This is a genomic window from Rhizobium sp. AP16 (genome assembly GCF_000281735.1).
GTDB classification, from domain to species: Bacteria; Pseudomonadota; Alphaproteobacteria; order Rhizobiales; family Rhizobiaceae; genus Rhizobium; species Rhizobium rhizogenes.
Map to the genome: position 1 here is coordinate 36,553 of NZ_AJVM01000089.1, position 13,553 is coordinate 50,105.

Consider the following 13,553-nt stretch of genomic DNA (forward strand, 5'->3'; position numbering starts at 1 on the left):
AGCGTTGGCTCGTCGGTTGAGCGGCTTATAAGGTGCGGTTCGGCTTTGTGTCAAGCGGATGATTTGGAAAAATCAACGCTTTCCCCTGCCCCGGTCGTCACCTGCCTTCAGGCCGCAACCGGGCTTGCCAGCAATGCCTTCAGCGACGCCTCAGCCATCGGCTCGCGCTCGGAACGTTCGATGAAGCCGCCGCCATAGACGCGGGCGTCATCGCCGGGGGCGGAATAGAGCGCACAGGCCTGGCCGGGTGCGACGCCGGCTTCGCCGATCGTCAGGTCGACATAGATGCCGTCCTTGTCAGCGCGCAGCACGGCGGGCTCCGGCGGCCGGGTGGAGCGGACCTTGGCGTAGCAGGCAAAGCCTTCGCTGGAGGCGGCTTCCAGCAGCGGTTCGTCGCCAAGCCAGTTGACGTCGCGCAGATAGACGCGGTGCGTTTCCAGCGCTTCCTTCGGGCCGACAATGACGCGGCGCGAGCGGGCGTCGAGAAAGACCACATAGAGCGGATCGCCGGTGGCGACACCGATGCCGCGGCGCTGGCCGATCGTATAATGCAGGATGCCTTCGTGGCGACCGAGCACGCGGCCGTCGAGATGAACGATCTCGCCCGCAAGCGCCGCATTCGGCTTCAGCTTGGCGATGACGTCGGAATATTTGCCCTGCGGCACGAAACAGATGTCCTGGCTGTCGGCCTTCTTGGCGACGACAAGGCCCATCTCTTCCGCAAGCGCCCGCGTCTCCGCCTTCGGCATGCCGCCGAGCGGGAAGCGCAGATAGTCGATCTGCTCCTGCGTCGTCGCAAACAGAAAATAGCTCTGGTCGCGGTCGGCATCAGCAGGGCGATAGAGCGCACGGCGGCCGGGATGATCCGCAGACGGGTTCGGGCGCGAGCGGATATAATGGCCGGTCGCCAGCGCGTCGGCGCCGAGTTCCTTGGCGGTCGCCAGCAGATCGGCGAACTTGACGGTCTGATTACAGGAGACGCAAGGGATCGGCGTCTCGCCGGCGACATAGCTTTCGGCGAAGGGATTAATCACCGTCTCGCGGAAACGCTTCTCGTAGTCGAGCACATAATGCGGAATGCCGATCGTCTCGCAGACGCGGCGGGCATCGTCGATATCCTGGCCCGCGCAGCAGGAGCCGGCGCGATGCACGGCGGCACCGTGATCGTAAAGCTGCAGCGTTATGCCGAGCACATCATAGCCCTGGCGCTTCAAAATGCCGGCAACGACCGAGCTATCGACGCCGCCCGACATGGCGACGACGACGCGGGTGTCTTCCGGCTTCTTGTCAAAATCCAGTGTGTTCACGGTCTTGCCGCCAATCTCAGTCGATCTTCGGTGCTGTCTTCTTTCCACCGGTTGCCATGCAAAAGCGGCGGATTTTTATCATCTGGGGGCACACGGCGGCTTTAACCGCCCGGCCTCAATCGATCAGGGATATAGAAAGGATTGCCGCCGGACGCAAGGGGCGGCGAATCAAGCCGACCGCGAGCAACGCTCAGTGCTTCGCCTTCAGCTGCCGAATGAGGTTGAGCCCGCGCCGCAACGCCGTCACCGCAGCCCCCACAGCGACGATCCAGAGCGCGATGGTCAGCACCCAGCTGCCGCCGGTCCAGAGCACTTCGAGAATGGAAAGCAGTGCTGCGGCCGTGATTGTCGCCATGCGATGCTGCTTGGCCATCGGCCCGCCGAAATCGCTGGGATTGCCGGTGGCGCGGCCGAGCTCGCGGACATAGGCGGTGAGAACGGCAAAGGCGGCAGCCGCCCAGCCAAGGCCGGGCGTGGCGATACCATAACCGACACCGGCAAAGACCAGAATATCGGCGACGCGGTCCGGGAATTCATTCCAGAACGGCCCATCCGCCTCGCCCTTGCCGCCCTCGACGGCGACCATGCCATCAAGCAGATTGCACAGCAGCCGCAACTGGCAGAAGAGCGCCGCAAGGATCAGGAACAGGATGCGCAACTCGACATCCTCCTGCCCCGACAGCCAGAAGGAGCCACCCGCCAACGCCGCCATGACCATGCTCGCCTGCGATATCTGGTTCGGCGTCACCGACAGCGCGGTCATCCACCGCGCTAATCCCTGCGCCCAGCGCGTGTTGCGGCTGGCCAATGGCCGCCTGTCGCCCGTCCCTTCGCCCACCATGAACTTAACCCCTCCCGCCGGAAATCGAATAATTGTAGAGCGCCGCATAGCTGGTCGACACCAGCAGCGGCACTGCGATGGTCTTCAAGATCTCCGGCGTGCCGCTGAGCGTATGGATCGTCACCAATATGCAGGTGGAGCCAAGGCAGGCGATCAATGGCGGCGCCCAGAGGGCGGCAAAACCATGGAATCGCCGCGACAGGGCTTCGATGACCGATTTGAGGAATAGCGTCAGGCAGGCCGACAGAATGCCCTGGACAAGACCTGCGATTACGGGCCACGGCATCGGATGCATCCGGTTGGCGAAAACGGCCCAGCCGCCCATGGCGAGGAAAGCGAAAAGCACATGCACGGCGCTACTGCCGGCAAGCGCCCTCACCCGCCCGGTCATGACGCCACCCACCAGTAGCGAACCAGATGAAAGAAGATCGGTGCGGAGAAGACGACGGAATCCAGACGATCGATCAACCCGCCATGGCCTTCGATCAGGTGGCCCCAATCCTTGACGCCGCGATCGCGCTTGATCGCCGACATCACCAGGCCGCCGAAGAAGCCCATGATCGTAATGACGAAGGCAAGCAGCCCCGCTTGCAGCGGGGTGAACGGCGTGATCCACCACAGCGCCGCGCCGATCAGCGTCGCGCTGGCGACGCCGCCGACAAAGCCTTCCACCGTTTTCGACGGCGACAGTTTCGGCGCGATCTTGTGGCGGCCGAACAGCTTGCCCCAGACATATTGCAGCACATCGCTGAGCTGCACGACGATGACGAGGAAGGCGATCAGAAGGACGTTGCGGCCTTCATAGCCGGGAATATGCAAGGTCAACAGCGCCGGCACATGCGAGGCGCAGAAAACGCAGATCATCAGCGCCCATTGCACTTCGGCGATGCGGATCAGAAAGCGCTCGGTGTCGCCGCGCAAGACCGCGATGATCGGCATCAGCAGGAAGGCATAGACCGGGATAAAGATCGCGTAGATGCCGTATTGCTCGGCCCATAGCAGATAATACTGCACCGGCAGAGCGACGAAGAATGCGGCGGCGAGCGCCCAATGGTCGGCACGCCGGGTACTGATCAGCGTGACGAATTCGCGCAGCGCCGCAAAGGAACAGAAGGCGAAGAGCAGGATGACCCCGGCGCGGCCCGCCAGAAAGGCGAGACCGATCAGGATGACCATCACCCACCAGGCCTTGATGCGGGCATTGAGGTTTTCGATCGCCGCGTTCGATCCATCCGGCGACAGCCGCTGCTGCAACACATAACCGATGACGGACGCGATGATCAGCACGCCGAAAATGCCGAGAACCAGATGGATCAGATCGGAGCTTGCCGCGCTCATTCGCCATGCCCCACTTGCTTGGGCGACAAAGCCAGCAGCGCCGATTGCGCCCGCACCAGAAAGTCCGCCTTATCCTCGTCCGCGCCGATATGCAGCGCCTCGCCGAAGGTCACCGTGCAGATCAGCGGAATGGGCACGAACTCACCCTTGGGCATGACGCGGTTGAGATTGTTGATCCAGACGGGAATGAGATCGATATCGGGACGAGCCATCGCCAGATGATAAAGCCCGCTCTTGAACGGCTGCAACGGCGCATCCGTCAGGTTTCGCGTGCCTTCGGGAAACAGGATCAGCGAGGAACCAGCATCGATCGCCGCAGCCATCTGCTCGACCGGATCTTCCGTTCGCGCTTCCCGATCGCGCTCGATCAAGACGGCATTGAAGACGTCGCGGCCGATGAAGCTGTTCAATTTCGACTTCAACCAGTACTCGGCACCGGCGACCGGCCGTGTGCGCTGACGAAGCCGCGGCGGAAGTACGGTCCAGATCAGGATGAAATCGCCGTGGCTGGAATGATTGGCGAAATAGACGCATCGGCCGGACGGAACACCGCTCTCCGGCCAGATCGCCCTGACAGCGGTAATGGCCCGCGCGAACAGCACGATGGCAACGGATGCCGGTTTCGCAAGCCATTCGACCGGCTTGCCCAGCGTGTCCCCGAAAATGCTCTTTAGCAACTCCCCCATGACAAAGAGATAGGCGTGTTTGAACGGACCCGATAGCCTGATGCGTGGACTTATCCACAGCCGCAGAAGGTAAAGAAAAGCCCGGCACAACTGACGTTACGCCGGGCTCTTCGGATAGCTCTTGGGAGGAGCGATTTAGTCGACGTTGAACACCAGCGGCTTGGCCTGACGGATCGCCTGATGCGCGGTCAGTTTGCCCAGAACCTCGTCGTTGATCGGGCCATCGACATAGAGCAGCGCGATGGCGTCGCCGCCCTGCTTGTCGCGGCCGAGCTGGAAGTTGGCGATGTTCACACCGGCGGAACCGAGTGTCGAGCCGATGAAGCCGATCATGCCGGGAACGTCGGTATTGGCGAGATAGACCATATGGTTGCCGACATCGGCATCGAGATTGATGCCCTTGATCTGGATGAAGCGCGGCTTGCCGTCGGAGAAGACAGTGCCGGCGACCGAGCGGCTCATGCTGTCGGTGGTGACCGTCAACTTGATGTAGCCGTCATAGACGCCGGTCTTGTCGCGCTTGACTTCGGCAAGGACGATGCCCTTTTCCTTGATCATGATCGGCGCCGAAACCATGTTGACGTCGGCCACCTGGTTGCGAATGAGACCGGCCAGCAGCGCGCTCGTCAGCGCCTTGGTATTCATGCCGGCGGTGACGCCATCATAGAGGATCTCGATTTCCTTGATCGGATCGTCCGTCACCTGACCGACGAAGGCACCGAGAACATCGGCGAGCTTGATGAACGGCTTCAGAAGCGGCGCTTCCTCGGCGGTGATCGACGGCATGTTGATGGCGTTGGAGACCGCGCCCTTGACCAGATAGTCCGACATCTGCTCGGCCACCTGCAGAGCGACATTTTCCTGCGCTTCCGTGGTCGAGGCGCCGAGATGCGGCGTGCAGACGACGTTCGGCAGGCCGAACAGCGGGCTTTCCTTGGCGGGCTCGACCTCGAAGACGTCGAAGGCGGCACCGGCGACATGGCCGGACTTGATGGCGGCGGCAAGCGCTTCCTCATCCACCAGACCGCCTCGGGCGCAGTTGATGATACGAACGCCCGGCTTGATCTTGGCGAGTGCATCGGCGTCGATGATGTTGCGGGTCTTGTCCGTCAGCGGCACATGCAGCGTGATGAAGTCGGCACGGGCGAACAACTCATCGAGCTCGACCTTGGTGACGCCCATTTCCTCGGCGCGTTCCTTCGACAGGAACGGGTCATAGGCGACAACATGCATCTTCAGGCCGATGGCGCGGGCAATGACGATCGAACCGATATTGCCGGCGCCGATGACGCCGAGCGTCTTGCCTGTGATTTCGACCCCCATGAACTTCGACTTCTCCCACTTGCCGGCCTGGGTCGAGGCGTCGGCAGACGGAAGCTGGCGGGCAACGGCGAACATCAGGGCGATCGCGTGCTCGGCCGTGGTGATCGAGTTGCCGAAGGGCGTGTTCATGACGATGATACCGCGGCGCGAGGCCGCCGGAATATCGACGTTGTCAACGCCGATACCGGCGCGGCCGACGACCTTGAGGTTCTTCGCCGCTTCGATGATCTTCTCGGTCACCTTGGTGGCGGAACGGATGGCGAGACCATCATAATTGCCGATGATTTCGAGCAGCTTGTCCTTGTCCTTGCCAAGCTGCGGCTGAAAATCGACTTCGACGCCACGATCGCGGAAGATCTGAACGGCGGTTTCCGACAGTTCGTCGGATACGAGAACACGAGGTGCCATGGGAGGCCTCCTGAAAAAGGGTCAGCGATGATGGGCAATTCCAAGAAAAGTGCGAAACGGCTTTCCGTCCGGAATTGCGTGAAAGCAAACAGAGAGTTCGGAATGCTGGGCTCCGCCCTTTTGGCGGAGCCGGGAACGCTTAAACCTCAGGCAGCGGCCTGGGAGAGCGTTGCCTTCTGCGTTTCGAAAGCCCAGGAAAGCCAGGGCATCAGCTTCTGCATGTCGGCAGCTTCGATCGTTGCGCCTGCCCAGATGCGCAGGCCCGACGGCGCGTCGCGATAGTGGCCGACGTCGTAGGCGACGCCTTCCTTTTCGAGAAGAGCCACCAGACCCTTGGCGAAGTTCGCCTGACCGTCATTATCGAGAGCGACGACATCCTTGTCGACGATCTTCAGGCAGACGGAGGTATTGGACTGCGTCTCGACCTTGTTGGCCAGATTGGCGATCCAGTCGTTGGCAGCGACAAAGTCATGGATGACCTTGGCGTTGGCATCGGCGCGACCGATCAGAGCCTTGAGGCCACCGAGATCCTTGGCCCAGAGCAGAGCGTCGATATAGTCCTCGACGCAGAGCATCGACGGCGTGTTGATCGTCTCGCCGGTGAAGATGCCTTCGATAAGCTTGCCGCCGCTGGTCATGCGGAAGATTTTCGGCAACGGCCAGGCGGGCTGATAGGTGGTCAGACGCTCGACGGCACGCGGCGACAGGATAATGACGCCATGCGCGCCCTCGCCGCCCAGAACCTTCTGCCAGGAGAAGGTGACGACATCGAGCTTGGCGAAGTCGAGGTTCTGCGCGAAAGCGGCCGAGGTGGCGTCGCAGATCGTCAGGCCCTTGCGGTCGGCCGGGATGAAGTCGGCGTTCGGGACGCGGACGCCGGAGGTGGTGCCGTTCCAGGTGAAGACCACGTCGCGGTCGAAATCGACAGCGGAAAGATCGGGCAAATCGCCGTAACCGGCTTCGAGCTTGCGGACGTCCTTGAGCTTCAGCTGCTTGACAACATCGGTGACCCAGCCGGCACCGAAGCTTTCCCAGGCGAGCATGTCGACGCCGCGCTCTCCGAGCAGCGACCAGAGCGCCATTTCGACGGCGCCGGTATCGGAAGCGGGAACGATACCGATGCGGTAATCCGCAGGTACGTCCAGAATATCACGGGTAAGGTCAATGGCCTGCTTCAGCTTGGCCTTGCCGACTTTCGCACGGTGCGAACGGCCAAGAGGCGCGTCGGAAAGAGCATCGAGCGTCCAACCGGGGCGCTTCGAGCAGGGGCCAGAAGAAAAATGGGTATTATTCGGACGGAGGTCCGGCTTGGCGAGCTTAGTCATGATGCTATCCTCTCAGATAGAAAGCTCCTCGTTGGGGAGGAGTGTCCCGCCGCCGGATATATTGGAAGCCGAGCTTGGGCGCAATAGGCAAAAAGTGCGGGTGGACAGAGCTTCACGAATTCGTGCAGGAACGTGCTGGCGAAGATGCTGAATTAGCCACACAAAAGCTCGCTTCTTTGCGGACACGCCACCATATGATATGGCGTTTCATGGATTTGCGCCGACCGATGAAGAGCAAATGTCCCTAATACATCAAGCCGCATTGTCCGAAAGCCCTCGCATGCCCGCGCAGCCGCTGCCCGTTTACCTCATCAACATTGATCGAGCGACGGACAGATTGGCGGAAATTCAGCGGCAGAGCGATGAATTCGGCATCAGGATCGAGCGCGTTAACGGCGTCGACGGTGCTCTGTTGCCGCAGGAGCAATGGGTCGACGTCGATCACGAGCGATTCCAGCGCCGACATGGCAGGGTCATCCTGCCCGGTGAATATGGCTGCTATCGCAGTCACCTTCTGGCGCTCCGGCAATTTCTGGCGGGCGACAGCCAATCGGCCATCATCATCGAGGACGACATAGCACTGGATGGCAACTTCCTCGCCCGCGCTGTCGCGGCGCAAGAGGCAGCACCGACCGCCGAGGTCATCAAGCTCGTCAATCATCGCTGGGGCGGCTTCCATGCCACGGCCCGCAGCCGCAAAGGAGACGTGATCGGCCGTTGCCTCTTCGGCCCGCAGGGCTCGACGGCCTGCTACCTCGTGACGCGCCGCGGCGCGGAAAAGATCGTCAAGTCGCTCGCCGTCATGTCCCTGCCCTGGGATGTCGCCATCGAACGCGGCTGGGACATGCGGACGTCCATCGTCACCACGCGCGCCAATATCGCCGGCTTCAGCCCATTGCAGAGAACCACGATGATCGGCTGGCGCCGCGACTATCACGCCGCGAAGTCCACCGCTTTGCGGCGCATCCCGGCGCATCTTTTCCGCACTTTCGATTTCTTCCGCCGCATCGCCTACGTTCTCACGACACCGTAGGAGACGGCCTACCAGGTGGTGATTCGCAAACCGACGCGGATTTCATGACGTGACAGCGCGCCATCGCGGCCCATCGTGCCGCCAGCGCCTGCCGCCGAATCGGCAGCGGAATAGCCGAACATGTCGCCGCCGGCGACATGCGAGAAACGATAGCCAAGATCCAGCTTCACATTCGGCGCCACTTCATAGGCAACGCCGGCCATCAAGGCGTAGGTGAAACGCCAATCGCTGTCGCCGGGATAGCGAGTGCTGACCGAGCTGCTGCCACCACAGCTAGAAGAGCCGTCGACACAGGAGCCGACGGCATTGACGCTGCTCCAGGAAATCCTGGTCGCTCCGAGACCGGCGCCGACATAGGGCGTGAAGCCGGCAAGCGTGCCGAGATCGACATAGCCGTTCACCATCAGGCTGCCTGCCTTGAAGGAGGAGCGGGCCTTGGTGGAGCAACCCGTGCCGCCTGCACTGCCCGAGCAGGGCGATGCGCTCGAAGTCCGACCTTCGTAGTCGCCGCTGAAGTAATCGCCAGTGAGATCGGCGCGGAACAGGTCGTTGAATTGGTAGCCGACACCCAATCCGCCGGAGAAATCGCCGCTGAAGCGATCCGAATCGAATCGACCGGAGCCGTAGTCGCCACCGGCGGGATCATAGGTGCGGAAACTCGTATCGCCGTGACTGGCGTTGACGGCATAACCGAAATCGCCGCGCACATACCAACCCTGGGCGTCCTTGACGCTGACTTCCGGCATCTTGATTTCCGGCGGCAGATCACTCGCAAAGGCGCTGCCCGCACATGCGCTCGCCATCATCGCAGCCAGCGCCAAAGCGTCGAAACGGATCATTACCCCTCGCCTTCCATCCTCGGGCAGGCGCCCGCATTCCGAGCCTGGCCGGCTCTTGTCGTTCCCACACTCCGGCTCTCCGGGAGGAAAGGCCGGGATCGAGCCGCTGCCATTGTTATTTCGTTAACCATAGGGAATTCATGGTTAATGAAGCTTTAAGATGCTGCGGAATTGCTTAACGGCGGTGATGAAAACGCAAAAGCCGCCCGGAGCAACCGAACGGCTTTTCAATGGCTTGGAGCGAAAGACGCTTACTTGTAGACCGGCTGCGGCTGGACCGGGATATCGGCCGGCGGCATATAGCTGGCGGTCTGGCAGCCGCCGAAAGTATAGCGGGCGCCGATGCGAGCTTCATGCAGGTTGATGCCCTTGTCGTAACCGGGACCACCGTTTTCCGCATAGCCGAACATGTTGCCACCCTCGATATGGCGATAGCGATATCCGACATCGGCCTTGAGGTTACACGAGAGGTCGATGGAGGTACCGGCCATCAGCGCGTAGGTGAAGCGCCAGCTGCCGCGGCCCTTATGCGAGACGGTGCCATCGCAGGAGTCCGGATTGGCGTCGGAGCAGGAAGTATTCTTCAGGTCGCTCCATTTGACGTAAGTGCCACCGAGACCGCCACCCACGTAAGGCGTGAAGATACTGTATGTGCCAAGATCGACATAGGCATTGGCAAGCAAGCTGTAGGCCGTCAGCGAAGCGCGATCGCGCGAGGTCGCCGGCACTGCCGTGAAGCCGGGGCCGCAGCCACCGCAATCACCGGTCGTCGAGCCTTTGAAATTGGATTTGAAGAGATAATCCAGCGTCACGTCCGTGCGCAGGTAGTTGTTGATCTGATAGCCGACACCGCCGCCGAGCGTCATATTGCCGTTGAGCTTGGCGCTATCGAAATCCACCAGGCTGGAATTTGAGCCCTGGAAATAATTGGAGCCGCGCAGTTTGGTGAAGGCATAGCCGACATCGCCGCGCAGATACCAGCCGCTGGATTGGCTGACCGCCACTTCCGGCGTCTGCTGCGCCGGCTCAGGCGTATAGAGATCAGCAGCAAAGGCAGACGTGCCAACCAACAGAGCGGCAACTGCCCCAATCAAGGTTTTCATCATGGATTTGGCTCCAAAGTTATTGCCATTGGCACGACAAACGCTTGCCAATTGAAAAGACATGACATGGATAATGGTTGATAAGAGTTAAAACCCGATTAACTACGAATATTTACTCTATTTGGTTGCAGGATATACTTTATTTTGTACATTAGTAATTAATAATTATAGTGCTTTAACAGCAGGATAACTTGATCGGCCAGAGCCTCGTGTTCCAGGCCGAGATGGCTTGAAGCCCATGCCACCGACGACTTTTAAACCAATTGGCAAGAATCGAGCCGTTACCATGATGCTCACCAGGGCCCGAACCAAGGAGGAAGTCGCTGACTTACTTTCGCAAGCTATGTGCCGGCTTCTGCCTGATGTTGGGCTTCCTGACCTCCGCTGCGCTCGCCACGCCGATGCCAGCCCAGCCCGTCGCGGCCACGGCCTGGAACAAGGGGCGGGAGACCGGGCTGCCGATCCCCCGCTACGTCTCGCTGAAAGCACACAAGGCGCGCATGCGCGTCGGACCATCGACGATCTACGCCACCAAATGGATCTATATGAAGCCCGGCCTGCCGCTGGAAATCATCGACGAATACGGTCGCTGGCGGCAAGTACGCGACGACACTGGCACCACTGGATGGATGCACGGCGCGCTACTTTCGGGACAGCGGACAGCGGTGGTCGCGCCCTGGCTGAAGACGAATGCCATGCTGCATGGCGGCCCGGAAAAGACAGCCAACCTCATTGCTGAGCTGCAACCCCGGGTGCTGCTTTCGTTGCATTCCTGCACCGGCGCATGGTGCAACGTTTCCGTACGCGAGCATTCCGCGCGCGGCTATATCAGACAGGACCTGCTATGGGGTGCCTATCCCGGCGAAATGTTCCAATGATATCGGCTTGATAGTGTTTCAACTATAAGACTATTCGCTTGCCATCAGTGTTCCCGGGGGTGTTGCCGCCGTGAAAACGACTGAAGTGCCGTGCCGAAAATAGAGCGATGAGGACAGCTCCCAAGCCGACGGCTAGGACGTCGGGCAAGTTGTGCAGCGAGAAATCACCGACGTCGCAGAGCAGAAGATAGGCAATGATCAGATTGGCGAAGCCCCAAAGCACGTTGACGCTCGACGAGGACAGGCCTTGTCCCGGTGGCTTGGCGAAGGGAGTCTGGAACGGCCGACCCATGACCCCACTGACCGCATGCGGCACGGCGTTCATGAGAAACAGACCACCGAAGAAATACGATAAAAGATAGGGCCATTGCATATCAGGCAGTCCTCGATGCAAGCGGGTTGACGATATTTCCGGTGGCTGGCCGATCTCGGGATTGAAATCTGTGAAGTCAGTCGTCAGCAAGCCGCTGGAGCAGTTTGACAGCAGACAGAAGATGGTCCTGCTCCTCGCTGGAGAGCCGTGTTTCTATCGCACGCGAAAGCCAGTCCTGCCGCGCCGCCCGGCCTTCCTCGATCCATCTGCGACAGGCCTCAGTGATCGACAGGATCGTTTGCCGCCCATCATTTGGATCGGCTGTTCCCCTCACAAGCCCAGCTGCGTCCAGGGCCGCGATGATCGCTCCCATCGATTGCGGTCGCATGCCCTCGGCTCTGGCCAGGCTCGATGTCGTCATCGGACCGTCTTTCTCAAGACGAAGAAGCACCGATGCCTGCGCCGGCGTCAGGTCTCCCACGTCAGCCTGATCGCGCAGTCGGCGCTTGAGCTTACTCACGACGCTGCGCAGGTCCTGCGCGATAGTGGCGGCAACAGCGAGTTGCGGTCGATCCGATTGGTCGTTCATACGCATGACTTAGCATATAGGAAGCTAAACTACAAAGGTAATCTTCATATATGGAATCAGGCTTGCCATCTCCGACGCATCTCTGAACCTTGCAGCGCAACCTTAAAACGACAAGGCCGCCCTCGATGGGGCGGCCACAGGTCCAATACTTGGATATCAATAACGGATTGCCCGGATCAGGCCGCGTTGCGAACGCTCGAAATCACGTCGATCAGGCCGCCGACGATGCGCTCGATCTGGCCGCGATCGTCGCCTTCCGCCATGACGCGGATCAGCGGCTCGGTGCCCGAGGGGCGGATGACCAGGCGGCCGTTGCGGGCAAGCTCGCTCTCCGCATCGGCGATTGCCTTGCGCACCTGGTTGTCCTCCAGCGGCTTGCCGCCGGAAATGCGGACATTGCGCAGCAGCTGCGGCACAGGCTCGAAACGCCGGCAGACTTCGCTGACCGGCTTGCCGGTACGCTTGACCACGGCGAGAATCTGCAACGCCGCCACGAGGCCGTCACCGGTCGTGCCATAGTCGGAGAGCACGATATGGCCGGACTGCTCGCCGCCGACATTGAAATTGTGCTGGCGCATGTGTTCGACGACATGACGGTCGCCGACCGCGGTGCGCGCAAGCGCCATGCCCCGGTCTTCCAGGAAGCGCTCAAGGCCGAGATTGGACATGACGGTAGCGACGATGCCATTGCCACGCAGTGACTGGTTTTCCGCCCAGCTCTCGGCGATGACGGCCATCAGCTGGTCGCCATCGATGATGGTGCCGGTCTCGTCGACGATGATGACGCGGTCGGCGTCGCCGTCGAGCGCGATGCCGATATCGGCCCGCACTTCGTCCACCTTCTTTTGCAGTGCGACCGGGCTGGTGGAACCGCAGTTGAGATTGATGTTGGTGCCGTTCGGCTCGTTGCCGATGGTGACGACCTCCGCGCCGAGTTCCCACAGCACGGCCGGTGCGACCTTGTAGGCAGCGCCATTGGCACAGTCGATGGCGATGCGCAGGCCCTGCAACGTCACGTCGCGCGGCAGCGTGCGTTTGGCATGCTCGATATAGCGGTCATGCACGCCATCGACGCGCTTGGCGCGACCGATATTCTCGGACTTGGCGAGATGCGCCGTCATGTCCTTCTCGAGCAGATCCTCGATCTTCATCTCGAGATCGTCGGACAGCTTGTAGCCGTCGGGGCCGAAAAGCTTGATGCCGTTGTCTTCGTAAGGATTATGCGAAGCGGAGATCATCACGCCGATATCGGCACGCAGCGACCGCGTCAGCATGGCAACGGCGGGCGTTGGGATCGGGCCGAGAACGAAGGCATCGACGCCGGCGGCGGTAAAGCCCGCCACCATGGCGTTTTCCAGCATATAGCCGGAAAGACGCGTATCCTTGCCGATGACCACGCGATGGCGGTGGCTGCCCCGATGGAAGATCGTGCCAGCAGCGATACCCACGCGCATGGCAAGATCCGGCGTCATCGGATAGATGTTGGATTGTCCGCGGATTCCGTCCGTTCCGAAATAGCGACGTTTCATATGCACTCCCGTGATTGCGGCGTCCCACTGTGGGACCGCGG

The 13,553-nt window shown here is 61.0% G+C and carries 14 protein-coding genes; 2 read left to right on the plus strand and 12 right to left on the minus strand.

Going from position 1 to position 13,553, the window contains the following annotated elements:
- Positions 1-107: 107 nt before the first annotated feature.
- From mnmA to PMI03_RS29910, 7 genes are all read right to left on the minus strand, one after another.
- Entirely contained in the window at positions 108-1,307 is a 1,200-nt protein-coding gene (gene mnmA / locus PMI03_RS29880) for a tRNA 2-thiouridine(34) synthase MnmA (protein WP_007703284.1), read from the minus strand.
- A 190-nt stretch (positions 1,308-1,497) separates the two neighbouring features.
- Positions 1,498-2,148, minus strand: coding sequence for a CDP-alcohol phosphatidyltransferase family protein (locus PMI03_RS29885; protein ID WP_007703288.1), 651 nt, complete (start codon positions 2,146-2,148; stop codon positions 1,498-1,500).
- 4 nt (positions 2,149-2,152) lie between these two features.
- Entirely contained in the window at positions 2,153-2,539 is a 387-nt protein-coding gene (locus tag PMI03_RS29890) for a hypothetical protein (protein ID WP_007703291.1), read from the minus strand.
- Positions 2,536-3,486 (minus strand): phosphatidate cytidylyltransferase, encoded by a 951-nt coding sequence (locus PMI03_RS29895; protein ID WP_007703294.1) that lies wholly within the window; start codon positions 3,484-3,486, stop codon positions 2,536-2,538. Before PMI03_RS29895 ends, PMI03_RS29890 begins: the two co-directional genes overlap by 4 nt.
- Positions 3,483-4,172 (minus strand): lysophospholipid acyltransferase family protein, encoded by a 690-nt coding sequence (locus PMI03_RS29900; protein WP_007703297.1) that lies wholly within the window; start codon positions 4,170-4,172, stop codon positions 3,483-3,485. The genes PMI03_RS29895 and PMI03_RS29900 overlap by 4 nt, the downstream gene beginning before the upstream one ends.
- A gap of 135 nt (positions 4,173-4,307) precedes the next feature.
- Positions 4,308-5,903, minus strand: coding sequence for a phosphoglycerate dehydrogenase (serA, locus tag PMI03_RS29905; RefSeq protein WP_007703301.1), 1,596 nt, complete (start codon positions 5,901-5,903; stop codon positions 4,308-4,310).
- Between the two features lie 146 nt (positions 5,904-6,049).
- A complete protein-coding gene (locus PMI03_RS29910; protein ID WP_007703305.1) occupies positions 6,050-7,228 on the minus strand; it encodes a phosphoserine transaminase in 1,179 nt (392 codons plus the stop codon).
- Positions 7,229-7,508: 280 nt separating this feature from the next.
- Here PMI03_RS29910 and PMI03_RS29915 point away from each other — a divergent pair, with 280 nt between their 5' ends.
- Positions 7,509-8,261: a glycosyltransferase family 25 protein gene (locus PMI03_RS29915; RefSeq protein ID WP_007703308.1), complete on the plus strand. Its 753-nt coding sequence runs from the start codon at positions 7,509-7,511 to the stop codon at positions 8,259-8,261.
- 8 nt (positions 8,262-8,269) lie between these two features.
- Here PMI03_RS29915 and PMI03_RS29920 read toward each other — a convergent pair whose 3' ends face one another.
- Positions 8,270-9,100, minus strand: a complete 831-nt coding sequence (locus PMI03_RS29920) for an outer membrane protein (RefSeq protein ID WP_007703310.1) — start codon at positions 9,098-9,100, stop codon at positions 8,270-8,272.
- 251 nt (positions 9,101-9,351) lie between these two features.
- Positions 9,352-10,206, minus strand: a complete 855-nt coding sequence (locus PMI03_RS29925) for an outer membrane protein (protein ID WP_007703312.1) — start codon at positions 10,204-10,206, stop codon at positions 9,352-9,354.
- A 359-nt stretch (positions 10,207-10,565) separates the two neighbouring features.
- Here PMI03_RS29925 and PMI03_RS29930 point away from each other — a divergent pair, with 359 nt between their 5' ends.
- The gene (locus PMI03_RS29930) at positions 10,566-11,081 is read left to right on the plus strand and encodes an SH3 domain-containing protein (RefSeq protein WP_007703315.1); all 516 of its coding nucleotides are present in this window, start codon (positions 10,566-10,568) and stop codon (positions 11,079-11,081) included.
- Between the two features lie 22 nt (positions 11,082-11,103).
- On the opposite strand, the gene PMI03_RS29935 is transcribed toward PMI03_RS29930, so the two are convergent.
- The 3 genes from PMI03_RS29935 to glmM all read right to left on the minus strand — a co-directional run bounded on the left by PMI03_RS29935 (position 11,104) and on the right by glmM (position 13,512).
- Positions 11,104-11,454: a hypothetical protein gene (locus PMI03_RS29935; protein ID WP_007703317.1), complete on the minus strand. Its 351-nt coding sequence runs from the start codon at positions 11,452-11,454 to the stop codon at positions 11,104-11,106.
- Between the two features lie 76 nt (positions 11,455-11,530).
- The gene (locus tag PMI03_RS29940) at positions 11,531-11,989 is read right to left on the minus strand and encodes a MarR family winged helix-turn-helix transcriptional regulator (protein ID WP_007703325.1); all 459 of its coding nucleotides are present in this window, start codon (positions 11,987-11,989) and stop codon (positions 11,531-11,533) included.
- Positions 11,990-12,159: 170 nt separating this feature from the next.
- Complete coding sequence (gene glmM / locus PMI03_RS29945) at positions 12,160-13,512, minus strand: phosphoglucosamine mutase (RefSeq protein ID WP_012652248.1); 1,353 nt, start codon at positions 13,510-13,512, stop codon at positions 12,160-12,162.
- Positions 13,513-13,553: the final 41 nt, after the last annotated feature.

Excerpts from the sequence above, each read along its gene's own strand:
- PMI03_RS29925 (WP_007703312.1), bottom strand. The coding sequence starts at position 10,206 with ATGATGAAAACCTTGATTGGGGCAGTTGCCGCTCTGTTGGTTGGCACG.
- PMI03_RS29915 (WP_007703308.1), top strand. The coding sequence starts at position 7,509 with ATGCCCGCGCAGCCGCTGCCCGTTTACCTCATCAACATTGATCGAGCG.
- PMI03_RS29920 (WP_007703310.1), bottom strand. The coding sequence starts at position 9,100 with ATGATCCGTTTCGACGCTTTGGCGCTGGCTGCGATGATGGCGAGCGCA.
- PMI03_RS29930 (WP_007703315.1), top strand. The coding sequence starts at position 10,566 with ATGTTGGGCTTCCTGACCTCCGCTGCGCTCGCCACGCCGATGCCAGCC.
- PMI03_RS29910 (WP_007703305.1), bottom strand. The coding sequence starts at position 7,228 with ATGACTAAGCTCGCCAAGCCGGACCTCCGTCCGAATAATACCCATTTT.
- PMI03_RS29895 (WP_007703294.1), bottom strand. The coding sequence starts at position 3,486 with ATGAGCGCGGCAAGCTCCGATCTGATCCATCTGGTTCTCGGCATTTTC.
- glmM (WP_012652248.1), bottom strand. The coding sequence starts at position 13,512 with ATGAAACGTCGCTATTTCGGAACGGACGGAATCCGCGGACAATCCAAC.
- PMI03_RS29900 (WP_007703297.1), bottom strand. The coding sequence starts at position 4,172 with ATGGGGGAGTTGCTAAAGAGCATTTTCGGGGACACGCTGGGCAAGCCG.
- PMI03_RS29890 (WP_007703291.1), bottom strand. The coding sequence starts at position 2,539 with ATGACCGGGCGGGTGAGGGCGCTTGCCGGCAGTAGCGCCGTGCATGTG.
- PMI03_RS29940 (WP_007703325.1), bottom strand. The coding sequence starts at position 11,989 with ATGCGTATGAACGACCAATCGGATCGACCGCAACTCGCTGTTGCCGCC.
- serA (WP_007703301.1), bottom strand. The coding sequence starts at position 5,903 with ATGGCACCTCGTGTTCTCGTATCCGACGAACTGTCGGAAACCGCCGTT.
- PMI03_RS29885 (WP_007703288.1), bottom strand. The coding sequence starts at position 2,148 with ATGGTGGGCGAAGGGACGGGCGACAGGCGGCCATTGGCCAGCCGCAAC.
- PMI03_RS29935 (WP_007703317.1), bottom strand. The coding sequence starts at position 11,454 with ATGCAATGGCCCTATCTTTTATCGTATTTCTTCGGTGGTCTGTTTCTC.